The 23,403-nt window shown below is 42.9% G+C and carries 18 protein-coding genes; 5 read left to right on the top strand and 13 right to left on the bottom strand.

All coding sequences use genetic code 11. The annotated features are described in order from the left end of the window. Positions 1-6 precede the first annotated feature (6 nt). The 7 genes from VIM89_RS07190 to VIM89_RS07160 form a co-directional block, all read right to left on the bottom strand. A complete protein-coding gene (locus VIM89_RS07190; protein WP_488155464.1) occupies positions 7-1,023 on the bottom strand; it encodes a hypothetical protein in 1,017 nt (338 codons plus the stop codon). 33 nt (positions 1,024-1,056) lie between these two features. Continuing rightward, complete coding sequence (locus VIM89_RS07185) at positions 1,057-2,505, bottom strand: hypothetical protein (RefSeq protein WP_488155463.1); 1,449 nt, start codon at positions 2,503-2,505, stop codon at positions 1,057-1,059. A gap of 51 nt (positions 2,506-2,556) precedes the next feature. Beyond that, the gene (locus VIM89_RS07180) at positions 2,557-5,346 is read right to left on the bottom strand and encodes a TonB-dependent receptor (RefSeq protein WP_488155462.1); all 2,790 of its coding nucleotides are present in this window, start codon (positions 5,344-5,346) and stop codon (positions 2,557-2,559) included. Between the two features lie 383 nt (positions 5,347-5,729). Further along, on the bottom strand, positions 5,730-7,082 hold the full coding sequence (locus tag VIM89_RS07175) for a histidine-type phosphatase (protein WP_488155461.1): 1,353 nt from the start codon (positions 7,080-7,082) through the stop codon (positions 5,730-5,732). Positions 7,083-7,144: 62 nt separating this feature from the next. Continuing rightward, entirely contained in the window at positions 7,145-8,539 is a 1,395-nt protein-coding gene (locus tag VIM89_RS07170) for a hypothetical protein (protein WP_488155460.1), read from the bottom strand. 11 nt (positions 8,540-8,550) lie between these two features. Continuing rightward, entirely contained in the window at positions 8,551-11,343 is a 2,793-nt protein-coding gene (locus VIM89_RS07165) for a TonB-dependent receptor (RefSeq protein WP_488155459.1), read from the bottom strand. A gap of 291 nt (positions 11,344-11,634) precedes the next feature. After that, a complete protein-coding gene (locus VIM89_RS07160; RefSeq protein WP_488155458.1) occupies positions 11,635-11,916 on the bottom strand; it encodes an ATP-dependent Clp protease adaptor ClpS in 282 nt (93 codons plus the stop codon). 87 nt (positions 11,917-12,003) lie between these two features. On the opposite strand from VIM89_RS07160, the gene VIM89_RS07155 reads away from it, so the two are divergent. Next, positions 12,004-12,858 carry a hypothetical protein gene (locus VIM89_RS07155; RefSeq protein ID WP_488155457.1) on the top strand — a complete coding sequence of 285 codons (855 nt, stop codon included), beginning with the start codon at positions 12,004-12,006 and terminating at the stop codon, positions 12,856-12,858. Between the two features lie 61 nt (positions 12,859-12,919). Here the strand turns inward: VIM89_RS07155 and VIM89_RS07150 are convergent, their stop codons facing one another. Both VIM89_RS07150 and dcd read right to left on the bottom strand, forming a co-directional pair. Beyond that, positions 12,920-15,703, bottom strand: a complete 2,784-nt coding sequence (locus VIM89_RS07150) for a hypothetical protein (protein ID WP_488155456.1) — start codon at positions 15,701-15,703, stop codon at positions 12,920-12,922. 93 nt (positions 15,704-15,796) lie between these two features. Next, positions 15,797-16,333 (bottom strand): dCTP deaminase, encoded by a 537-nt coding sequence (gene dcd, locus VIM89_RS07145; RefSeq protein WP_302901264.1) that lies wholly within the window; start codon positions 16,331-16,333, stop codon positions 15,797-15,799. Between the two features lie 70 nt (positions 16,334-16,403). On the opposite strand from dcd, the gene VIM89_RS07140 reads away from it, so the two are divergent. The 3 genes from VIM89_RS07140 to VIM89_RS07130 all read left to right on the top strand — a co-directional run bounded on the left by VIM89_RS07140 (position 16,404) and on the right by VIM89_RS07130 (position 18,479). Further along, complete coding sequence (locus tag VIM89_RS07140; RefSeq protein ID WP_488155455.1) at positions 16,404-17,042, top strand: 4'-phosphopantetheinyl transferase family protein; 639 nt, start codon at positions 16,404-16,406, stop codon at positions 17,040-17,042. A gap of 4 nt (positions 17,043-17,046) precedes the next feature. Then, positions 17,047-17,775 (top strand): lipoyl(octanoyl) transferase LipB, encoded by a 729-nt coding sequence (gene lipB, locus VIM89_RS07135; protein WP_488155454.1) that lies wholly within the window; start codon positions 17,047-17,049, stop codon positions 17,773-17,775. 62 nt (positions 17,776-17,837) lie between these two features. Beyond that, on the top strand, positions 17,838-18,479 hold the full coding sequence (locus VIM89_RS07130) for an SGNH/GDSL hydrolase family protein (protein ID WP_488155453.1): 642 nt from the start codon (positions 17,838-17,840) through the stop codon (positions 18,477-18,479). Between the two features lie 262 nt (positions 18,480-18,741). Here the strand turns inward: VIM89_RS07130 and VIM89_RS07125 are convergent, their stop codons facing one another. The 4 genes from VIM89_RS07125 to VIM89_RS07110 all read right to left on the bottom strand — a co-directional run bounded on the left by VIM89_RS07125 (position 18,742) and on the right by VIM89_RS07110 (position 22,558). Continuing rightward, positions 18,742-19,182: a VOC family protein gene (locus VIM89_RS07125; RefSeq protein WP_488155452.1), complete on the bottom strand. Its 441-nt coding sequence runs from the start codon at positions 19,180-19,182 to the stop codon at positions 18,742-18,744. Between the two features lie 165 nt (positions 19,183-19,347). Then, positions 19,348-20,646 carry an aminotransferase class V-fold PLP-dependent enzyme gene (locus tag VIM89_RS07120; RefSeq protein WP_488155451.1) on the bottom strand — a complete coding sequence of 433 codons (1,299 nt, stop codon included), beginning with the start codon at positions 20,644-20,646 and terminating at the stop codon, positions 19,348-19,350. 162 nt (positions 20,647-20,808) lie between these two features. Continuing rightward, a complete protein-coding gene (locus VIM89_RS07115) occupies positions 20,809-21,057 on the bottom strand; it encodes a hypothetical protein (RefSeq protein WP_488155450.1) in 249 nt (82 codons plus the stop codon). A gap of 73 nt (positions 21,058-21,130) precedes the next feature. Further along, positions 21,131-22,558, bottom strand: coding sequence for a serine hydrolase (locus VIM89_RS07110; RefSeq protein ID WP_488155449.1), 1,428 nt, complete (start codon positions 22,556-22,558; stop codon positions 21,131-21,133). 398 nt (positions 22,559-22,956) lie between these two features. Here VIM89_RS07110 and VIM89_RS07105 point away from each other — a divergent pair. Then, on the top strand, positions 22,957-23,403 hold a 447-nt coding region (locus tag VIM89_RS07105; RefSeq protein WP_488155448.1), incomplete at its 3' end, for a hypothetical protein.

The raw sequence follows: 23,403 nt of genomic DNA, 5'->3' as shown, positions 1-23,403 counted from the left end.
GTGTATTTATTTTCTTTTATAAAACGAAATAGTGGCCAAATGACCAGGATGATCCCTGATCTCTGTATCGGTATAATAACCTGAATCATCTGCTGCAAAACAGATCCCTTCGCCCTGGGGTTCGTTATTGGCATAGGGTGCTACCTGCGGGGCAGTTAATAATCCGGCTGAGATGGACGTTCCGGCAGGAAGTTTCCAGTACCAGATCAATTCATTGCTTCTCAATAATATTTCAGTGCCATCGGGAGAGATATCACCCGCTGTGGCTTTATTCATATACAACTGCACAACAGGCGTCATCACCGTAACTGATTTGGTACTTTGTGGGTACCTTGCCACATAAACTTTCGAAAAACTATTCTCCTTACTGGCGATATAAATATCCTTTGTTAAAGGGTCGACCATCAGTGTTTCTGCGTTTCGCGGGCCATCAGGATATTTCAGTTCGATGATATCCAATGAATCGATATTCATTGTTACCGGCAAGGTTTTCCCGGTCAGATCAGGCTCGGGAAAACGATAAATAAATACCGAAGGGTACTTAGAATCGTTATCGCCAATGTCACCTACATACACATAATTTTTGCCTGCAACAGGTCCGGGGCCGACAGCAATATCTTCCCAGTCGCGGTTGCCTACCGGTGTTAATGTGAGTGTCCCTTCGTTATCACCATTGGCATCAGTCAGGTAAACCTGGTTGGGATTGCCGCTGTCATTATGAATATATAATATACCGGGGTTGATCCTGCTGGCCGCCACACCTGATATTTCCAGCAGGTCTGTCCTCGCTAAATCATGCACTGTTGGTATAGCATTAAACAGTTTCGTACTGTCCAGACCTACCGGATCATAGGTTGTTGTAGGGAAATTTACCTGAACCGGCGGTGTGGTTGCAGTGGTATCTTTTTTCCGAGTAACTGTATTGCCCGACTTATTGCAGGAAAAAACAGTTAGGATAAAAAAGCATAACAACCCATTTTTAATATCAAACAAGTTACTGTTCTTATTAAAAAGGGTTGTCATGCTAAAGATCGAACTTTTCAATATCTATAAATCTTAGTGCTGGTTACCTGTACCGTCAGTCTGGTAGCAACCCATATCTTTTCCCGGAGGAGTGATCTGAGTAGCACCAAAGTTAGGATCAACAGGGATGCCTGCAGTGATAGGTGCAACTTTGCTGGCATCGGTTGTGCCTTTACCAATCGCAGGTGAACCTGATTGCAGGCGGAAATTGTAGCCATCAACTGAACACTGGGTGATCCAGAAATTATTAGCAGCAGGAAGCGGATAGTTTACGAACATCGGGTTGTTTTTACCAACCAGTGAAGAACCATCATAAGTTGCGCCTAAAGTATAGCTTGAACCAAGGAAAGTAGCCATATTCGGGATATCAGTTGCCTGCGGATGCGTAACAACTGCCTGTGCACGATTATCCGGTACAAACTGACCAGTGATTGTCGCGTTATCGCCATAGTAGTAGTTATAGCCATAAGTAGTTTGTTTGATCAAATCACTTGCATTATAAGTAGTATCAGCCAGGTACACTTTAGCACCACCCGGACCACCAGCAATACGTACACCAAAAGCACAGTCAACAATCAGGTTGTTATAAACCAATGCCCTTGAGTTATTCTCGATCTCTACAGAGCCGCTGCGTGCACCAAAAACACCGCTGTTCCTGAAGCCATCGTTTATATAAGTGTTGTTATACATGGTAAACTGGCACTCGCCTGCAGTTGTACCGTCGCTGGCAGATTTTGTACCGTTAGTTGCACCACCGATGATCAGGTTGTAGGCCATGTTACCGGTTGAGCTGCCTTTTGCGTTAAAGCCGTCACCGCCGTCGCTGCCGCATTTCTCCATGGTGTTTCTCATGATGTTGTAATAGCCGCCATAGAAACGGGTAGCATCATCAGGAGAGCCGTATAACCATGAATCTTCCATAATGAAAACACCGGTAGGGTTAGTAAAATAAAGAATGTATTGCGCGCCTGTTTTTAAAGAGTTGCCGCCTGGGAAAGGAAGAGCTTTCAAAGCAGCACCGCCAAAATCAAGGTGGGTCCATTTAATTACGCAAAGTTTAGCTGTAGGACCGCAATAGATACCGCCCCAGCCACCAACGTAAGCTGAATCTGCACCTAAAACTGATGCACCGGTAGATTTGGTTCTGCGCGGGTCAGTTACTGTAATAGGAGCGTCTTTAGTACCCAGGAAAATGATGTCGCCGTTTACAATGAAATTGGCGCCATTAGTCATGTTAATTTTAACACCTTTTTGGATCAGCAAGGTATCACCTGCGTTAACGGTGATATCACCGCTTACGGTATAGGTTTGGTTAGCCAGCATGGTCCCTTTGTAAGTACCTGCAGCTAAGGTTCCTGAGCTGCTGATAGCCTTACCTACCTGGATCTGTGGCTGTGAGATAACAGCCTTATCACTTTTCTTACTGCACGATACCAGCGCTAAAAGTGACATTCCGATCGAAAGAATCTGTAAATTTTTCATAATGGGGAATGGATAATAATTATTGTGTTTTAATTGTTAAATGCTGATAGATTAGAAGTTATACTTTGCACCCAAACTATAGCGTGCATAAAATTGGTCGTACTGTACAGTTGTATAATTAGGGCTTTCCTGGTGCGGATATTTTGATGCGCCAGAGTAATTTGCCTGATTATCCTGCTTGATGAACAGCTCGTATGGCGTATTGAGCAGGTTATTAGCCTTCACATATAAAATAAAGTGCTTGCCTATTTTTTTCTGGGCCGAGAAATCAAGGAAAGTAGATGGCTTTTCCCAGGTATCCAGGCCGTAGTAGGTAGATACTGCGGCAATTCGCTCACCGGTGTATGAAACTGACAACTGCGCGTCGAGGCCAAGCTTCTGATCTTTATATAGTAATGATGCATTGCCTATATTGGCAGCCTGGCCTTGCAGCGGCCTTGTTTGCGTACGGTGTATCAGCTCGCTATTAACATTCACCGTTTTAGGAGTGGTGATCTGCGAATTTGTATAAGTATAGTTGATAGACGCACCGAGATTGCCAAAGAATTTCAGGGCAACAAATTCGGCACCCAGGTTTTGGGCAGATGCGCTTGGATTGTTCGGTACATAATACAAAGTTGCTCCGTCAGAAGCCTGCTGCAGCGAAGTTTCGATAGGGTTGATCAGGTGTTTATAAAAGCCGCCCACCATAAACTCATCAAACACACCGGGGAAAAACTCGTATCTTAAATCGTAATTGTCAATAACTGTATGTTGCAGGAAGGGGTTACCAACGTGGCCGTAAAATGCATCGTCCTGTGAGTCATCTGTGGCGGGCACAATGTCATAAAAAGATGGTCTTAATACAGATTTATAATAGGATGCCCTTATTGCCTGTTGATCGGTCAACGCGTATTTGGCATTGATACTTGGCAACAGGTCATTGTAGGTAATATCACCCGATTTACCTGGAAAAGTAACAGGAAGATTTGAATCATAGCTTTGGCTGGTATATTCCTGCCTTACACCGAATATCACGTTCAGCTTGTTTGTAATATCATATTTCACCATGCCATAAATGGCCTGTATGTTTTCAGTAAAGGTGTAAACGCCTGCATCCGTATGGTGCGAACCCTCTGCATAAGTTGTATCCAGGTCTTTCCACTGATAGGTGGCATTAGGAATAGATGTGTATGGCTCCGGAGCCGGTGGCGATGAGCCTGGCACATACGTATTCGACAAACTGTACACATCACGGAAGTTATCCCTTGTCTTGTGTCTTGTCATACCGCCAATAGAGAACTCGGCGGTGTGGTTAAAAATATTTTCAACCTTATAATGAAGATTTAAATAACCTGAAAGATCTTTATCGGTATTATGTTGCCACTCCCTTGACTCATTGCCCACTACAGCAGGCTCAGCCTGTATACTTGTGGGAACATTTGAGCCATTAGGAATAGTTTCACTGTATTGATAGTTAGAATCGAATTCAGCCATATCAGGTAGCTTCTGTGTTGCCTGCGATGTGCTGCCTATCCAGTCTAAAGAAAAGTTTTTGGTAATATGATGTTTTCCGCTCAGCATAATATTATAAATGCTTTGCAGATCAGACCTGGTTTGAGTTCTGTCGTCGATAGAAAACGGACCGTGGTAGCCATTGAAAGAATAACCGCCATAAGTTGTTTCTACCGTTTGGCGTACCCTGTATTCATTCAGTCCGACATAAGTACCGATCAATTTGATGGTATTATTATTGTCGAATTTGTAATCTATAGCTGCCATGGCCCCGTAATGATCCACCTGCGAAGAGTACATCCTGTTATCGGAACTTTGAAAAGCTGTCTCCTGGTTAGGGGTATTAATATTAGGCGACGAACCTACTGTGCTTGTTTGTACTACCACAAAGCTGTTATCGCCCTGGTAAAGATTTTGCAGACTTCCTGCGAACATAACACCCAATTTACCGCCCAGGTATCGGTTGCCAATTGTCAGGCTGGCTGTTTTATTTATAGGGGCATTTTGTTTTTGGGTAAGCAGGTTCTGGTACGGGAATTCACTGAGTGAAGCAATTTGGTTAGGATGTATCTCTCCCGGCGATTGATTGTTTACCGTGCTTCGGTTAAACGATAAAAAACTGCGGTCAAAAAATATCTGGCTATAGCCTGTACCGATCTCTCCTTCTACCTTCAAGTGATCAGGGGCGGATTTCATTACCAAATTCACTACGCCACCTGAAGCGTCACCTTCCATGTCAGGCGTAAGCGTTTTAGAAACTTCCAGACGATCAACCAAGCCTGCCGGGAATATATCCAATGGTAAATACCTGTTCCTGTTATCCGGGCTCGGTATCTTCACGCCGTTGATCAGCGTAGTGTTGTACTGCTTATCCATACCACGGATGATCACGTGGCGCGCGTCACCGGTATTACTTCTGTCGATTGACACACCCGACATCCTGCTTAACACATTGGATACCAGGACGTCAGGAGAAATAGCGATAGACTGTGCCGACACGGCATTAATAGTATTATTGGAATTTTTTTCTGCACTCCGCGCGGCCGCGTCAGTTTCTTTGCCGGCATGTTCTACGATCGTCACCTCGTTAAGCGAGGTTGCATTATCAGCCATCGCTACATTCAGTGTAGTTACGTTACTGCCGGTAACTTCTACCGTAAATTGTTGGGTGGTTTTGTATCCTAGAAATTTTACCTGCAGTTTATAGGTTCCGGCAGGTATATTCTTAAACAGGTAAACACCATCGAGCTTAACAGTAGTACTTGATTGAAAATCGCCTTTTTCAATGTGGACAGTAGCCCCAATTAAAGTTTCACCATTTTTGGCGTCGGTAACACTGCCTTTCAAGGTTTGTGCGCGCGCAATTGCGGAAAAGCAAAGCAACATTAAAATGCTGCAAAGGCACTTTTTAAGGACTTTCTGAGAACGAAAAGGAAGTGCGAAAAGGACATCAGGGGTAAAGGCAACTTTCATTAAAAAACAAAATTTTGCGCAAGAAACCCGTATAATTTTGGATAAAAGCTGAATTTTTAGCCGAGATGAATTTTCTTAACCAAATGATTTCAATGTTTTAACATTCAATATGGTTTTACAGAAATAATTCAGTTTGTTTAAACATTATTTTAACCTATAAAGCCAGAAAAAATAATATAAAAGATAGGAATCATACCTTTAAATTATTGCGCATGAGGCATGGAAATAAAGGATCTTATAGTATTTAGAGGTAGGCCTTATTTTAAATCTGCCAGGTAAGCCGCCATGTCATCCGTTAGCTTAACATGCAATGCGGCCAGCTTTTTCATATAAAATGAACGCAAGTCTTTCCAATGATAGCAATTTGAATTTTTTATCTTTAGCGAATCAAGGCCGGAAATACTTACTTCTTGTTCGTTTAATAAAATCTTAACCACATAATCATATGGCGTTTTTGTATTTCTATAAAATATCCATTGAATATTGGAGCTCAATGGAATTACTTTTGATGCTTTCCAGATTTTACTAATCGTATAGATATTCGAAGACGCCTTATCTGCTCCTTCAATTTCAAATAAAGCTGCTATGGGGGCAATAGTTTCAGCGTGAGCAAACCGAAGCTTAGCGCCATTCTTACCCGATTTAATATTTTCGTCAGCCGTATTGATAAAATCAACCAGCAGCGGAACAGCCACGCGCACCTGTATACCGTTATTATTAACCCCAGGTCCCTTTTTCAGGTATTCATCGGCTGAATCAAGAATTCCGAGTGCATCAAGCTGACCGCAGTTAAAAAATGATTCAAAGTCAATTTGCTTTGATACTCCTGCGCTATCTATTTCATGTTTTAGTGAGTATACAATACAGGCAAAGCCGAACAAATCTGATACAAATTTTTTCTTTTGTGAAGTAGTAAGCTTGTTAAAAAGAGATGGTTTAAAAATGTTGTATGCAACGGAATCATCTATCTTCTCCAGGCGCAACTGTTTGTCGAATGATATTTCGGGTTCAGTGCTTTCAACTCCGTTTTCAAATTTTTTATAAGCAGGCGACAGATCATAAAACCGCAAACTGACATTATCCTGCTTCACATTCGTGTCAGGATGAACAGGAAGAAGTTTTCGGTACAATCCACCCAAAAATGCGTCAGCGCTTTGATGGGTCCGCTTTTCTTTTGTGTCCCGCATCTGGATCATATTCATCCGGGCAAATACAGTTCCGTAATGTTGGGCCATCCGCTCCCCTATACCCGTCAATTCTGATTTTCCTTCATCTGAGATGGACCCTGCATTGTTCTTCACTACTGTTTGAAGAGCTAATACCATACTTCTTAATGCAAGCCCTTGCGTTGATAATTGTGACTCCTTATAAGCTTTAAGAATCAATTTATACGCGGAACTGCTATCGATTGGCTTAGTAGGATACCGTGCTCCATGTCTTCCCACATGATTGATAAAAACAGGAGCATAACTGGCAGGTGTAGTCGTATTTGGCTTTGCAGGCTGTTTATAAAGAGTTTTGGAACCCAAAAAGTTATCGCCGCTGTTCTGCGACTGTGCAACACAGTTTAGTGTTGTAAGAAACAGGATAAGGGTTAATACTTTTCTCATATCTAAATATAAGTAGAGACGCAACGTATTGCGTCTCTACAAAAAATAATATTTTTTAATATTTAATGCTGGTTGCCGGTGCCGTCGTTTTGATAAGCGCCAATATCCTTGCCCGGCGGCGTTATGGTCGCAGCATAGTTTCCGGTAGTGGTTACTGTATTATAAGATGCGATCGTCGAATTTGCTTTTCCTAATGCTGGCGAGCCTGCTTTCAACCTAAAGCTTGAGGTTCCCTGCATTACGACAACAGGGGTCTGGTCATTTGCAGTAACTGGTGCCGGATGCAGCGTATAATCATATCCATTCACATCAAACCCATAAAATAAAGGATCATTTTGTTGTGGCGTAGATGAATAAATATCACCTGATTGGAACGTAGACTTACCATCTGCAGCGTTAAACTGGGCAACTATCGTAGAATTAAAACCATAATACAACTGATTATTATACACGATATTCTTAGTGTCGGCACTACTCAATACACGTAAGCCAATAGCACAGTTGATGATCATATTGTTATAAGCATTGCCTTTTGCGGCCTTTTCAAAATCGATAGAACCACCGTGACCGCTTGTGGAGTTTTGTCTGAAACCACAGTTAACCATCGTATTATTATAGCAATTGATATTGCATTGTGTACCCGAGCTGCCCGCATCTGATATTTTAAAAGCATTGGTTGCTGCACCGATGATCAGGTTGTAACCCACATCGCCAACCGAACCACTTTTAAAGTTACAGGCTTCGCCGGCTGCTACTCCGCAGAGTTCATAAGTGTTACGCATAATGTCAATATGACCACCTGCTATACGCATACCATCATCCTTACTGCCAAATACCCACGAGTCTTCCAAAACAAAGTTTTTGGTAATGTTGGCAAAATAGATCGTCCAGCGTGGGTCGCCATCCGTATAAACCGCATGGTCATCCTCATCACCCGCAGGCGCTCCTGCAAATTCAAGATGCGTCCATTTAATGATCACATCGCCGCCGGCAGGATTAGGATCTTGTGCGGTTGCAGTACCCGGCGTACAAAATATACCGCCCCACCATCCTTTGAACACATTGGTATAATTTTGCTGGGTAGCCTCTGAGTGCAGGGTAGCGGCATTGCTTACCGTGATATAGTTTTGGTTTTGTTGTGTGCCTAAGCTGATAAAAGTACCGTGCACAAAAATTTCCGGAGCGGTGGCAGCTGTTACACCATCGCCTAAGGCAATCAGTTTTGATCCCGGCTGCATCAATAAAGTATCGCCACCATTCACTGTGATATTGCTGGCGAAATAATAGGTCTTCCCGCTTAACAATGTGCCTTTTACTGAGCCGGATAAAGTATCCGATTTAATGATATTCCCCACCTGAACCACAGGCTGGGATATGCGTGCATTCTCTGCTTTATGGCAGGCACTTAAGGCCGTTACTGCAAAAGAAGCTATTATGATATTGAAATATTTTTTCATCGTCTGAATAATTACAGTTTATACCTTAAACCCACTATGTAATACTGCTGATAAGTGTCCTTGCGGATGAATACATTCTTGCCCGGTGTCTGATCCTCAAAAACATTGGGCTGAGCAACGTATGGACGGTGTATCTCTAATTGAAAAGGCGTATTGGTCAGGTTGGTCGCTTTTGCATAGATCGAGAACCTTTTGAAGATTTTCTTTTCTGCCGATACATCCAGTGTTACGAAACCTTTTTGCCAGATATCATTATCCAGGTAGGGCGATACCGCATAAATTCTTGGACCAGTGTAAACCGCAGAGATTTGTGCATCCAAACCATTTTTATTATCACGGTACAGGAACGACAGGTTGCCTATATTCTTCGACTGATCCTGCAGCGGACGGGTTTGAGACACATCACGGTGTGTAAGGTTACCGGTGTTATCACGGTAATCCAGCAATTTGGTTGTAGTGATGCTTGAGTTGGTGTAAGTATAGTTTAACCGGATACCAAAGTTGCGCAGATATTTGGTAGCGTCCAATTCAAACCCGTAGTTGGTCGCGTTACCGAAATTCTCAGGCTCCAATACATAGCTGTTGGCTGCTGAACCTGTTGGTAATGTTACCGCATATTCTATTGGATTCTGGATATTCTTATAAAATACACCTGCTAACAACTGGTCCAGTGCTCCGGGGAAAAACTCATAGCGCAGGTCGAGGTTGTTCGATGTGATGCGTTTCAGGTAAGGGTTACCAACTTCCGGGTAGTCTGAATCAGGATCACCTTCTGAGTGTGGTACCAATTCATAAAAGTTAGGCCTGCTGATGGCTGAATAATAAGAGAACCTTAAATCCTGTTTATTGCCCAGGTCATATTTCAGGCTTAAGCTTGGCAGCACGTCGTAGTAATTAATCGAGCCATTTGCACCAACTACATTGTTCACTGGTGCGCCTGTCACCCATTGCTGGTCGGTATGCTCGTATCGTACACCGCCTATTGCTGATAATTTACCAGCATTAAATTTAAACTGACCATACCCTGCTCCAATCTTTTCAGTGAAATCATAGTTCAAAGCATCAGATGGGCTACCCTGTGCATTTTGCACCGCGAAGGTATTGTCATCTATATTTCCGTCGTACATCTGGTTGGTAGTACCTGATTCATTAATGTTATATTGGTCGTAGGTACTGTGCCTTGTTTTATCGCGATACATTCCACCCACTGTGAAATCTACCTTAGTACCCAAAATGGTTGGTGAATAGGTTAAATTCAGATATCCGCTTTTGTCTTCATCCGAGTTTTTTTCAAATACTCTTGATTCCGCATAAGGGTTGGTACTCAAACGACGTGGTTGCTGAACGATAGCACCTGTCGTCGGGTCAAGATTGGCACCGGTGCTCAGGTACAGATCAGCACGGTCAGGCTCATTGGCAGTAGCTTTTGAATATACCGCCGACCAATCCAGCTTCCATTTATCTGATATTTTATGATCGCCATGCAGATCGAAGTTATATATCTGCTGCACGGTGCGATCGCTGCGGTAGTCCTGGTCAACACTACCAACACCTGGTTGAGTGTGGCTGGTTAATAAACTGGTATCAGAAGTAAAACGATATTCGTTTTTGGTCAGGTTGATGTAGTCCGCGTTCAGGTTGATCTTGTTATTCGGATCAAAACGGTAATCGAACTTGGTCACCACAGCAGTACGCTGCTGCTGAATATCGTAAATACGGCTCTGCTGACCGGTTAATTGCGGATCGCCATTTTCTTCATTAGTAGTCGAGCTAAAGAATTCACCCTTTGTCTGGCGGTAAGTATTTTGATAACTCAAGGTCGCAATGGCGCCGAATTTTTTATCGGCAGTACGGCCACCTACTGTCAAGCCAAAAATACTGCCCAGCGGCGTTTTATTTTGGCTGTAATGAAATGGATTATTCGGGAAATCAGCCATTGTTGCCGAACCATTTCCTGCAACACGAGGAGACATGGTCAGGCTGGCGCTATGATCGAACTTGGTAAAGCCATCGCCGTTAAAAAAGCTTTGTGCATAACCCGCACCAAGATTGGCAGATAGCATAAAATTATCAGGGGCATCTTTAAGCTGCATATTGATAGCGCCTGCAATAGCATCACCCTCCATACCTGGGGTTAATGATTTGGATACTTCCAGTCGGTCCACAATATCTGCCGGGAAGATATCCAATGGCACATAACGGTTCTTGTTATCAGGGCTCGGTATCTTGATGCCATTTACCAGGGTGTACTCATAGCGTTGATCCATACCACGGATAATGGCATATTGCGCCTCACCGTTATTACTGCGTTCGATAGAAACGCCTGACACACGTTGGGTGACGTTAGCAATAGTAATATCAGGAGAAGCCTGGATGGTGCGGGCTGATACTGCATTTAATACAACATCGGAGCGTTTTTCAGCATTGAGTGCCGATTGGTCCGTTCCCTTGCCTGTGCTGCCGGTAACGGTTACCTCATTTAAAGACTTGTTGGTCGATTCAAGTTCGATGTTAACTGTAGTGGTTTCATCCTGCAGGATATCGGCACTCTTTTGAGCCGTTTCATACGATACATACCTGGCTTCAACTTCGTACTTGCCAGCTTTTACATTTTTAAAAATGTAACTACCGTCGAGACCGACGCTTACTGAGGCTGCTTCGCCTGTAGATTGATTTTTTATACTGATTGTTGCACCTATAAGGGGATCATGCGTTTTCTTATCAGTAACCTTTCCTTTTATTACGCCGGCGTAAGTAACGGCTGAAAGAGAAAGCAATGTGAATAGTAGTAATAGTTTCTTCATTAGGGCCGCGTTTTTAATTGCGGGACAAAGAAACCCCCACTATTTAATCAAATTATAATCACCTGATTAAAATTTTGTAAAGAATCTTTACAAAATGATTTTGGATAAATTCTGTAGTTTTATTATATCTCTTATTATTTAATATAAAAATATTACTTACTTAACGTTTTTGTGCCCAAACGTGACAGAATTAAATAAAACAGGCTGCCACTGCCTAATAAGATACAAGATATTATTCTGTTTTAAATAAGGAATGAACTGAGATTAAGAGACAGACTTGTAACAAAGGTTTTACTCGACGGTAACCGTCAAACCCTCTTGCTGCAATATTTTGCGGTAGATTTCCATCTCGGTAAATGAACCTTCCAATACGGCACACTTACCTTCGTTATGAACTTTCCAGGCTATTTTTTCAGCCTGTGCTTCGGAGTAGTCCAGGTATTTCATCATGCAGAAGATCACATGATCGAATGTGTTCACATCATCATTCCATAAGATAAGACGATGCATCTCTTTCAGCCCGGCTAATATTTCCTCGAGCGTTAGGGTCTCTTCCTGGGTTTCTGTCGGCATTGTAATGACAAAATTACCTAAATTCGGCAATAAAAAAGGCAAAAAGATGTTAGCTTGTCAAAAAGTAACACTTTCGTCACAATTACAATGAAGACATTATTTGTACCCCTATTAAGCATTGGCTTCTTACAACTTTTTATATCGACTGCCGCTTTTGGGCAGGATAAAGCTGCAAACAAACTACAGCCACCACCTTCCAACATTACCATTGACGGCGACCTGAAAGAATGGGGTGATAGTTTACGCTACTACAACCAGGAAAAACAATTAAACTACGCACTCGCAAATGATCAGGATAATCTTTACATGGCTATCCGAATTAATGATCGCAGTGAGCAGATAAGGGTATTGCGGGCAGGACTAACTTTAGGTATTGATATCCGCGGTAAAAAGAAAGAAACCTTTACAATGACATTCCCTGTAGGCGATCAAAGCGCACAAGGCATGGCAGATAATGCGATGGACCTGCAAAATAGCAACAATGATGTAAAACAGGAAGATCGTGAAGATGAAATGAAGGCCAAGCTCACCAAATTGCGAGAGATAAAAGTTACCGGCTTTAAAGACATCGAAAGTGAAACTATGACTACTTCAAACACCTATGGTTTTAAAGTAGCGATTGACTACGATAAAGATGGCAACCTGGTTTATGAAGCGGCCATCCCACTTAAATTTTTCCATGCTGAGGACCTGTCAAAAAATGAATGGGCCTTTAACTTCAAGATCAATGGCATAACCCGGCCAGGGCAAGATAAAGATAATGGCAATCATGAAGGCATGACACGTGGCGGTGGCTTTGGTGGTGGAGGCGGCGGTCGTGGAGGACGAGGTGGAGGCCGTGGCGGTCGCATGGGCGGAGGTAACGGCAACAGCGCACCAGTCGACCGCAGTGAACTATCAAAATCCGTTGATTTCTGGGAGAAATATTATTTAACTAAGTGATAGTTGTGAATGGTGAATGGTCAATAGTGAATAAAAATCCAGACAAGTTACTTACTATTGACTATTCCACTTTATATCTAAATACCTGTCTTCCCAATTTGCCTTCATCATCAATACCTTCAATTACTACACGATAGGTCCCTTTGGTATCTGCGTTATAATAATCGAAAGATGCATTACCATCTTTATCGGTGATGATATATGGGTTCCAGTAAACCGTCGTACGAAGATCTAAAGGCTCGCCATCTTTTTTAGGGTGATCGTATTTAGGCACGTAAAAAGATCTGGCTTTGTAAAATCCCGTAAATGGATAGGTGATCAATCCGGCAGGTCTCACACTCGTTACATAGTTTGGGTCGGCTGTGCTTTTTGTTGTAATAACCAGGGCGCCGCCTTTTGCTATACTTGTGCCGTATATCGTCCTGCTTTCAACGCTTCTTAAAACTTCTATACTATAAATATTATTTGCGTCCAGATTATTCAGATAGTCGCCACTTAATATTGCACCATCAACTATTACCGACATTGCTCCACCGCTGCGCGTATTAATAGGTGTACCATCCTGTGCAAAATTTACTCCAAAAACCTTTCCCTGCAGGCACTGCGACAAGGTTATACAACCATCCAATACTTTCCCTGATAATACCTGATCAGCATTTCCGCCGCCTTTCAAATTAGCAGAATGCGAAAGATCCAGTTCATTCGACTTCTTTTTCGCCCTGATCACAACCCCCTTCAATGCTACAGTATCTGTGCCGGCATACACCTTCGTTGTAACTACTATTGTACCCGATTCATTTATTTTACCTGTATTAAGGTTAAACCCGAAAGGATCGACTAATCTTATTTCCTGTATATTATCTATTGTAAAAGTATTCAGGATATCGCTGTTGGCGTCCAGATCAAGGCCATTTAATATTACTCTATTACCACGAAAATGCGGCGCAATGAATTTAATGGCTTCGAAAATAGACGTGAAGTTTCTAGCCTTGCTCAAATCCAGGTTTCTTTCCATTGCAGTACCATAATTATTAAATTTATCCGGTGCATGTTCCTTGCTTGTTTTTATGGTAACCCCTGCCAGATGCCTGCTGTTTTGTATAGAGTCCTCCCTTAATTTGCGCTGATAATTAGCAATATTTTGAATCATTTCAGGCGTTAATTTTGTCTCACCTGCATCATGGCTTTTTTTGCTTTTTGCTATTTCCGGGTAATCAGTCTGCTTAACATAAATCGACACATTGCTGCCGTTGTTTTCTTTGCGGGCACGCAAAACCAATTTTGCCGTATCTGGTAAATTCAGATCAGTAAATTTAAAATTGCCATTAGCATCAGTCACTGTATCCGTAAGCAGGTTTTGACTTGTGGCAACAAGAGTGATCTTGCCATTGGGTACAATTTTGCCGGAAGGTGTTTTCAATGCGCCTGATATTTGTAATGATTGCTCAGGTTGATAGATAATTGGATTATTATTGTTTTTCAATACCGACTCCCATTGAAAACGGCGATATCCCTGTGTTAACATCAACACATCCAGGTCCGAGCGCTTTTTATCATCGGTATTAATGAAATAGTAGTTAGGTTGCTCTATATAACCTTTTATGTCTGATGTAAGCAGCAGACTATTTAAAATGGTGCTTTCATTATTTTCATTCGGGTTTATCAAACTTTCATTACAAACCGAAACCGAAAAACTTCCCTGAACTATTTGCGCGGTGTTTGCGCGGGCATTCATTTTTATACTGGTTTTCTGCCGCGGTGCATACTTAAGCTCAGGCGTTGTGACTTTTATTTGTAATGAATCATCGCTCCTGCAAAATATTATGCGCTCGTTTAAAGGCTCTCCTGCGTCAGAAAACAATGTAAACTGAGCTATGCCTGACGGGAAACGCTTTTTATCTACACGCGCAGTAAAAACCGGAGCGGTCAATTTATTTTCGGCCATAAAATAAACTTTACCTGCCGATTGCGCTATTAAGTAAAATGGTCTGTTTTGTTTAGCCTGAAAGAGACCGGGGCTTGCAGCTACTTTAATATAAACACTGTCAGCATCATTATTATTGACCGCTAAAGTAAATCCATCATCTTTTGACGGAGGAAGGTCAACAACCAATTTAGAATTATCATCAAGAGAAATTGTTGCCTTATATGTTTTACCCTGCTGGGGAATCAGCGCAAATACGCCCATACCCAAATGCTGGGTTTCAAATACCGCAACCTCATTACCTTCATTGTCCGATATGGTGCCTTTAATATTTTGGCCAAGCCCGTTACTGCCAACACATTTCACAGCGACCCTTGAGCGGATACCTTTTATCAATTCACCTCCCTCGGGGAAAAATTGCACATCAGGTTTATTATTTATTGTAGCATTCAATTGTGATGGGGTAATTGAAACCGCATCGACATGGATCTCGCGGTTATAAAAATAATCGGTCCCCGCATTCCGCATCCAGTTGGTATAAGCCCTGATATGATAATTGCCGGCTTTTAAGTTGCGGGTAAGTATAAAGTCGCCGGTTGATATTCCGGAGATCAATTTTAGCGTATGCCTGCTTATCACAGAATCCTGTGTATTAATCAACTCGCAATACAAAACGCCACTCAACACAGACAATTGATGCTTCTCGCCTATTACTGTATAGGCTTTAAACCAAATGGTGTCGCCCGGCAGATACGATGGCTTATCTAAATGCAGATAAACTTTTTCTACAGGCTGTACTTTGAAATGCTCTGTAAGTGATTGTTGTGCCCGGCTTAAAAAAGTACTATCAGTTTGGCCAAATGAGGGAATATTGAATAAAAGAATAGATAGAAGTGCGAGGAAAGGTATTTTGATTTTCATGTGTAAGGCTTGTGACGCAATTTACAAACTCACAATCAAATCTCAAAACCAAACCCGGTTAAACAAATATTAGTTTAAGCAGACAGGCAATTCTTAAAATTTGTTCTTCCACATCATACTCTCCACAGGACGGGTAGTCGGATTATTATACTTGGCGTTCGACTTGGTGTTATACATGATTTCGATATCACCTTCCACTACAAAATAGATCAGCTGACCGATAGGCATACCTGCATATACGCGCACGGGCTGAGCAACGGATATCTCCAGCGTCCAGGTATTGCAAAAGCCAACGTCTCCTTTACCCGCGGTAGCATGAATATCAATACCTAAACGACCGGTGCTTGATTTACCTTCCAGAAATGGCACATGGCGATGCGTTTCGGTGTACTCCATCGTTACGCCTAAATAAAGGGTATTAGGTTGGAGTACAAAGCCTTCTTTTGGAATCTCAAAGCCATCGATCTCGTTATGCTGTTTGGCATCCAGCACACGGCTTTTATAGGTAGCTAAATGTTTACCTAAATGAACGTCGTATGAATTGGTGCCTAAACACTCACGTTTAAACGGTTCGATAATAATATGGCCCTTGTCAATTTCTTCAAGAATGCGTTTGTCGGATAAAATCATTGTACTGTGATATTTGGCCTAAATTATAATTATTTGATTTATTTTGCCATCCTTTTTGCAATTTTACTTTATGGCCATAGCATACAAAAAGCAAATTGACGCTGATACCGAATTTGCTCTTTGGAGAATAGAAGAGAAAGCGGAGGATTTGTACAATCAACTTCAGTTGAACGACCGCGAAAAGGCTTATGTAGAGAAACTTAGCCATGGCAAACGACACCTCCACTGGCTCGGCACGCGTGTGCTTTTACGCAAAATGCTGAACACCGAAGAGTATATTGACTGTGAAGTAGATGAGCACGGCAAACCTTATTTAGTGCATTTGCCCTACCACATATCGCTCAGCCATTCATTTGATTATGCTGCGGTAATGTTAAGCAGAACCCACAAGGTAGGCATCGACATTGAGCAGATAAAACAGAAGGTAGAGCGCATTGCCCATAAGTTTATGCGTCCGTCCGAAATGGAGTTCATAGGTCATCCGGACAGAATACAGCAATTATATGTTTGCTGGTGCGCCAAAGAGGCGGTTTATAAGTGCTACGGGCAAAAAGAGGTATCATTTGCAGATAATATTTCGCTTCAGCCTTTTAACTTTGCTCAGGAAGGGCATGTAAAGGCGCACCTGAATAAAGGCATAGTGTCAAAAGACTATAAGGTAGATTATTTGCAGTACGAAGATTATATGATCGGCTACGTAAAGGGATAGGGACATGAAGAACAAACAAGTATTTTTCCAGGATTGGGGTTTGACAGATTACAAAGAAGCATGGGACCGCCAGGAAGCTATATTTGGCCAGACGGTCGACCTGAAAACCAGAATCCGCAACCGCAAGATCACCAGTGAAGGCGATGAATACAGTGAAGAAGATGAGTTAACTCCAAATTATTTGGTATTCTGCGAACATCCGCATGTATACACTTTAGGTAAAAGCGGTAAGCCTGAACATTTGCTTTTAGACGAGAAAGGCTTGAAGGAAAAGAACGCTGTTTTCTATCCGATCAACCGTGGCGGTGACATTACTTATCACGGTCCGGGGCAAATTGTAGGGTATCCTATTCTCGATCTCGATAATTTCTTTACCGATATTCACCTGTATCTGCGCACGCTTGAAGAAGCAGTAATACTCACGATGGCTCAATATGGTTTAAAGGGAGAGCGTTACCCCGGCTACACCGGCGTATGGCTCGATCCGGATAATGAAAATGCCCGTAAGATATGTGCCCTGGGAGTTCGGTGCAGTCGTTGGGTGACGATGCATGGTTTTGCTTTCAACGTGAATACTGATTTGGATTATTTTAACAATATCGTTCCTTGCGGTATCGACGACAAAGCCGTAACATCCATGCAAAAAGAGCTGGGCAAAGAAGCTGATATAGAAGACATCAAGAAAAACTTAAAACATCATATTTCCGTATTGTTCGATATGGAGATAGTATGAAAACAACTATAATAGCCCTTTTAACTTTATGCAGCTGTGGTGCATTTGCTCAAACCACTCATATGAATTCTAAGGATACTACTGCCCAACACGCACTGACCTATCTTGCCCTCGGCGATTCCTACACCATTGGCGAAATGGTTCCGGCAGATCAATCCTATCCAAATCAAGCGGCTGCCATACTAAATAAAAAAGGACGTCATATTAACCCACCAACAATCATTGCCAAAACCGGCTGGAGAACAGATGAACTCATTCAAGCAATCACCAACTCCAACCTCACCCAAAAGTTCGACATCGTAACACTGCTGATCGGCGTCAATAATCAATATCAGCATAAAGACACCGCCATTTACCGAACTCAATTTGTGCAGTTATTGAACACCTCCATTGCTTTCACGAAAAATAATAAGCATCATGTATTCGTATTGTCGATTCCTGATTGGGGTGTAACTCCTTTCGCCAATGGGCGTAACCCTGAAAGAATAGCCACGGAGATTGACGCCTACAACCACATCAATAAAGAAGAAAGCAAAAAAGCGGGTGTTAACTATATCAATATCACCTCACTCTATCGCGAAATCGGCGATGACCCGGCCTACCTTGCAGAAGACAAGCTGCACCCTTCCGGAAAAATGTATGAGAAATGGGCAAAGCTGGTAGCGAATACGATTGAAGGGCAATTGAAGAAAGAACAGCATTAAAAATGATGTCATGCTGAACTTGTTTCAGCACCCCATCATAAAAGTCTGCGATAGACGGGTCGCTACATGCCAATCGCACACCAAGCAAGCGTGAATGTCCTGTGGGATGCCGATCCGCTAACCAGCGGACGGAATAACGGATGAGTATTTGTTCCGTTCTTTATTTTGTGTAACAGGTATAGCGAACACCACAAGTGCGAGATTATTGACTCTGTGTAATGACGCTTATTATAATTACTGCAAACTGCCTACTAAAAACTGCTCACTGCTTCTTCCTCCACTCCGAATACATCGTCTCCTCCTCCACATCCGTCTTACTCTCAAAATGCAGGTAATATCCATCCGGATCGGTCAACCTTACATCCCACAACCCATTGCCGACAAACGGCTCATCAGCTTTAATCCCGTTATCCAAAAATTCATGATATAACACCAGCGAATCCAGGCATTGAAACCAGATTGACAATCCCGCACCGGGTTTATTGCCCGATAAATAAGGCTTCTCCGGTGTTATCCTTGCTTCCTGTAACATGATAGATCCTCCTTCACGTTGCAGCCAGCACCATTCAATTGTGCCACGAGGTGTCCAGGTGTTCATGATTTTGAAGCCCAGTCCATCTACATAAAACTTTAATGATGCTTCCATATTAGACACCATAAAAAGTGGGGTTGAAAATTGTATGTTAGGTTGCTCGTTTTGCATAATAATCAGTTTTCTTTATGAAAGAACGCCATGCCGAACTTGTTTCGGCCCCCCATCATAAAGGTCTGCGATAGGCAAGTCTATTAGATGCAAGTCGCATACCAAGCAAGCGTGAATGTCCTGTGGGGTGCTGAAACAAGTTCAGCATGACAGGCTGTTTAACAATTACGTTTTCTTCGACGACGCGATCTTCTCTATCGCATGCACCAGTTTATCCAGATCAACCAAGCGGGTATAAACATGAGGCGTTACTCTAACACAGCTTACGTTTTCCCAGACTATACCCACCGTATGTATTTTATATTGACTAAACAAAGCGGTATCCAACTCACCAGGAGTCATACCATCAACACTTACACCGCAGATGGCGCATGAAAATTGCGGCTTCAGCGAGGTATGCAGCTTCACCCTCGGGATATCTTTCACCTTAGTCGCCCAGTAATTTTTCAGGTAACGGATGCGCTCTTCCTTGCGCTTGCTGCCAATGCCTTCGTGAAAATTGATGGCTTCACCTATACCCTGCTCTATCGGGAAACTGCGTGTACCCAGCGTCTCGAACTTCCTGATATCACCACTATGCGGATCGCCGTTACAAAGCAGCGGCCATATTTTGTTGATATGCTCCTTCTTTATCCACATCATCCCGCTACCGATAGGCGCCGACAGAAATTTATGCAGACTCGTCCCCAAATAATCGCAGTCCAGATCAGGAATCTTAAAATCCATCAACCCAAATGAGTGCGCGCCATCACACACCACCTCGATCCCTTTTGCATGAGCCATATCGGATATTTTACGAACCGGCATCACCTGCCCCACCCAGTTCACCATGTGGGTAACGTGGATGATCTTCGTCTTCGGCGTTATCGCATCAGCATAGGCTTTCACAATCTGCTCATCATTCTCTATCGGAAAATCAAAGCTGAGCTGCTTGTACACAATCCCGTCACGCATGGCACGTTGCTTATAGGCCTGGATAATGTTGGGGTAATCCAGCTTACTGCCAATCACCTCGTCCCCTTTCTCCAGGTTCAGGCCATAGATCACCGTATTCAGCGATTCGGTAGCATTACGGTTAATGGCAATCTCCTCCGGATCAACGCCTGCCAGTTGCGCCAGCTTTTCACGCAGGGGCTCACGACCCTGATCCAATATACGCCACATAAAGTAGGACGGCCCTTCGTTGCTCAGGTCGTTATAACGCGCCACAGCTTGCTGCACCACCAGTGGCGACGGCGATACCCCGCCATTATTCAGATTGATGATATTGGGACTAACGCTAAAGGCATTCTGGATAGTGCTCCAGTAATCCTCATCCATGGCAGCCTGCTCCGGCGAAAGATGGTCGATCTTTTTGGAGGCCTGCTTCCATTCCTCAGCATGCAGCTGGTTAAACAAACTCGATGCCGAAAACGCCCCTGCCAGCGCTGCGGCCTGTGTGATAAACTTCCTGCGGTTGGTCATATACTAAGTTAATGAAAATAACCGCATTAATAAATTATGTCATTGCGAGGATACGAAGCAATCGCATACTATACAGGGCGAAGATTGCATAGCGGCCCTGCATAGTTCGCGATTGCCACACTACGTTCGCAATGACATGGGAGTGTTTTGTTCCGTTCTTTATTAGGTGTAACAGGTGAGGCGAACAGCTACCATTGGAAGGATGGGGTGATTATAAAAAAGACCTACTTCTGTAGCAAAAGCTATGAGTGCTGCTGTTTCTTCGTCTTTGAAATGCTGCTGTTTTTCAGAAGGGATGCTTGTGCCCGCATATCCTCTAAGGAAACTTTGGACTTTTTTGAGTTGGCTGTCTGGGCCAATTTGTTCATCTCCGAGAATGATATTTTGTAATTCATCTTTGATGCCTTTCATTTAAATAATAATTCAAATATACAAATCTCATTGAATTTGTCCGTCCGTTATTCTGTAACAGTCAACAAAACAATCATTTCCCCTGCAACCCCTTCACCCTATTCTTCTCATACTCACTATTCGGATCGAGCTTCAGAGCTTGCATGCAGCTTTCTAACGCCTTCGTTTTATCACCTGCTTTTTCATAACCATCGGCAAGACTGTCATAAACATTGGCGGAGTTTGGATAAAGCTCGGTGTTCAACTTAAATACTTTTATTGCTTCAGCTACAAGGTTTGCCCTTAACAATATATAGGCATAACTATTCAATGTATTTTCAGAGAATTCGTAATCAGCGGTATCGGTTTTTTGGAGTATGCGGTAGCGTGATATGGCAGAATCAATCCCGGCAGTGACTATCTTGTTGTTTAGCCATACGCTGCCATCTATTTTAGGAAGACGATAGGGTTTATCATCAAGTATATTAAGTATAGCCTGCCGAATCTCGTACACAGGTGCATGCCGCAAATTAGTCACCTCCACAATTGCCGTATGACTATCAGTTACTCTTTCATTATAAGTTGCATACCCGCTGAAAGCACCGTCATGAAAAAAGTCTTTAGCGCTGTTGCGCATTGCTATCCAAATGCCAAAGCCATAACTTTTATCACCAAACATATCATCCTTAAGCAGCAACGACGGGTTGTTCATTACCTTGTCCGACGGTGTAAAGGCTTCGGCCAGCGTTTGCGGTTTTACCAGTTTACAATCGTACATCGCCTGATCCCACTTATACATATCTTCCGCTGTGGAAATAATGGATGCGTTGCCACCCATAAAGGTATCATAACTGTTAACCGCACCATATAGATCATAACCAATGGCCCTAACCGTGTTCCGATGACTGCCCTCACTTACTTCGGTATGCCTCATCCCTAATGGCTTAAATATGCTTTGCATCATAAAATCATTAAGACTTTGGCCAGATACCTTCTCTATGATCATCCCCAAAAGAGAGTACCCGGCATTGCAGTATTCAAACTTTTCTCCGGGTGTAAAATGCAGTTTATCCTGTTTCAGCAGGATATTAAAAACGTCCTTTTCTGTCATGTCAGAATAATCGTCGAAAATTGCCAGTCCGGAAGTATGGTATAGCAGGTGCCGTATCCTAACCGGTTGCATAAAGACAGGCAGTTCCGGGAAAAAGTCGCGGATGGACTGATCATAGCTCAGCTTTTGGCGGTCATGCAGGATCATGATCCCCATGGCGGTAAATTGTTTGGAAATAGAGCCGATGTATTCCTTCGTGTTGAGTGTAAACGGTGTATTTTTCGCCCTGTCAGCTAAGCCGAATGCATTTTCATAAATCACCTTGTCATGATCTGCAACGATAATGGAACCGGTAAACTGCCCGCGGTTATATACCGCCGTCATTAACGAATCAATTCTCCGGCTCTTAGCGGTCTGCGCAAACAGGTTACCGCTGAGCGCGATCAGCAATATCAACCCTAACGTTTTCATACGATTTGTTTTTGAACAAGGAATAGCTATTTTTCGTGGAGACGATTTCGGATTGAAAAGGTTACAATACTCTCTCCGCGCGTCATTGCGAGGAACGAAGCAACCTCCGAACTATGCAGATCAGGGAGAAGATATTTGTTATTGAACGTACAGCAAAAAAAATTCTGCTCCTTGAACGTCCTGTGTAGAGATTGCTTCGTTCCTCGCAATGACGGTACTTTTGGTGGCTTCCGTTCTGTCCGTCCGCTATTTTGTAACACGTTCGGCGAACATCTTCACTTCAATGTTCATTTCTTGTTAATTATTTTGTTGGCAAGATTCGCACATTACAATAAATAAAAATTGTATATTAGATTTCAGTTAAGTTATTTAAAATCACTTGTTTAAACCCTAATTTTATGAAAAGAACTATTACTGCTCTAATAACTTTATCGGTTGCAGCGATGGCATTGAACAGTTGCCGCAAAACATCGGATGCTGTTGCACCCAGCAATTCTGAAACTAACGTTGTGAACCTTCACGGAATGGGTCTGAACCCGATGGAGCCATCCGAATGGGCCAATGTTCCGGCCTTTTCCGGCGATCTTTTTAAAAACAAACTGGCACCTGACGGCCTGACTTATAACGGCACTGCCTACAACTCCTATTTGCTGGTGACACCGCAGATAAGGGACCAGGGGCAGACCGGCGCATGTACCAGTTTTTGCGGTGCCGAAACCGATGAGATACTGTACTACTATAAAAATAACTCTGTGGCTCCTATAGCCAATTTTGCTACTGCAAACGGAGTGACCCTGGCCACACAAAATCATATCGCTAATACTTCCGACGCACCTGCCTACGGC

Source organism: Mucilaginibacter sp., from assembly GCF_036568825.1.
In the GTDB taxonomy this organism is placed as follows: Bacteria; Bacteroidota; Bacteroidia; order Sphingobacteriales; family Sphingobacteriaceae; genus Mucilaginibacter.
Note: the sequence above shows the minus strand (reverse complement) of the source record. Positions and strands in the feature narration are given on the sequence as shown.

Coding starts and splice junctions, on each gene's coding strand:
- VIM89_RS07165 (WP_488155459.1), bottom strand. CDS start 11,343: ATGAAGAAACTATTACTACTATTCACATTGCTTTCTCTTTCAGCCGTT.
- VIM89_RS07120 (WP_488155451.1), bottom strand. CDS start 20,646: ATGACCAACCGCAGGAAGTTTATCACACAGGCCGCAGCGCTGGCAGGG.
- VIM89_RS07190 (WP_488155464.1), bottom strand. CDS start 1,023: ATGACAACCCTTTTTAATAAGAACAGTAACTTGTTTGATATTAAAAAT.
- dcd (WP_302901264.1), bottom strand. CDS start 16,333: ATGATTTTATCCGACAAACGCATTCTTGAAGAAATTGACAAGGGCCAT.
- VIM89_RS07160 (WP_488155458.1), bottom strand. CDS start 11,916: ATGCCGACAGAAACCCAGGAAGAGACCCTAACGCTCGAGGAAATATTA.
- VIM89_RS07150 (WP_488155456.1), bottom strand. CDS start 15,703: ATGAAAATCAAAATACCTTTCCTCGCACTTCTATCTATTCTTTTATTC.
- VIM89_RS07130 (WP_488155453.1), top strand. CDS start 17,838: ATGAATTCTAAGGATACTACTGCCCAACACGCACTGACCTATCTTGCC.
- VIM89_RS07185 (WP_488155463.1), bottom strand. CDS start 2,505: ATGAAAAATTTACAGATTCTTTCGATCGGAATGTCACTTTTAGCGCTG.
- VIM89_RS07155 (WP_488155457.1), top strand. CDS start 12,004: ATGAAGACATTATTTGTACCCCTATTAAGCATTGGCTTCTTACAACTT.
- VIM89_RS07115 (WP_488155450.1), bottom strand. CDS start 21,057: ATGAAAGGCATCAAAGATGAATTACAAAATATCATTCTCGGAGATGAA.
- lipB (WP_488155454.1), top strand. CDS start 17,047: ATGAAGAACAAACAAGTATTTTTCCAGGATTGGGGTTTGACAGATTAC.
- VIM89_RS07175 (WP_488155461.1), bottom strand. CDS start 7,082: ATGAGAAAAGTATTAACCCTTATCCTGTTTCTTACAACACTAAACTGT.
- VIM89_RS07110 (WP_488155449.1), bottom strand. CDS start 22,558: ATGAAAACGTTAGGGTTGATATTGCTGATCGCGCTCAGCGGTAACCTG.
- VIM89_RS07140 (WP_488155455.1), top strand. CDS start 16,404: ATGGCCATAGCATACAAAAAGCAAATTGACGCTGATACCGAATTTGCT.
- VIM89_RS07170 (WP_488155460.1), bottom strand. CDS start 8,539: ATGAAAAAATATTTCAATATCATAATAGCTTCTTTTGCAGTAACGGCC.
- VIM89_RS07125 (WP_488155452.1), bottom strand. CDS start 19,182: ATGCAAAACGAGCAACCTAACATACAATTTTCAACCCCACTTTTTATG.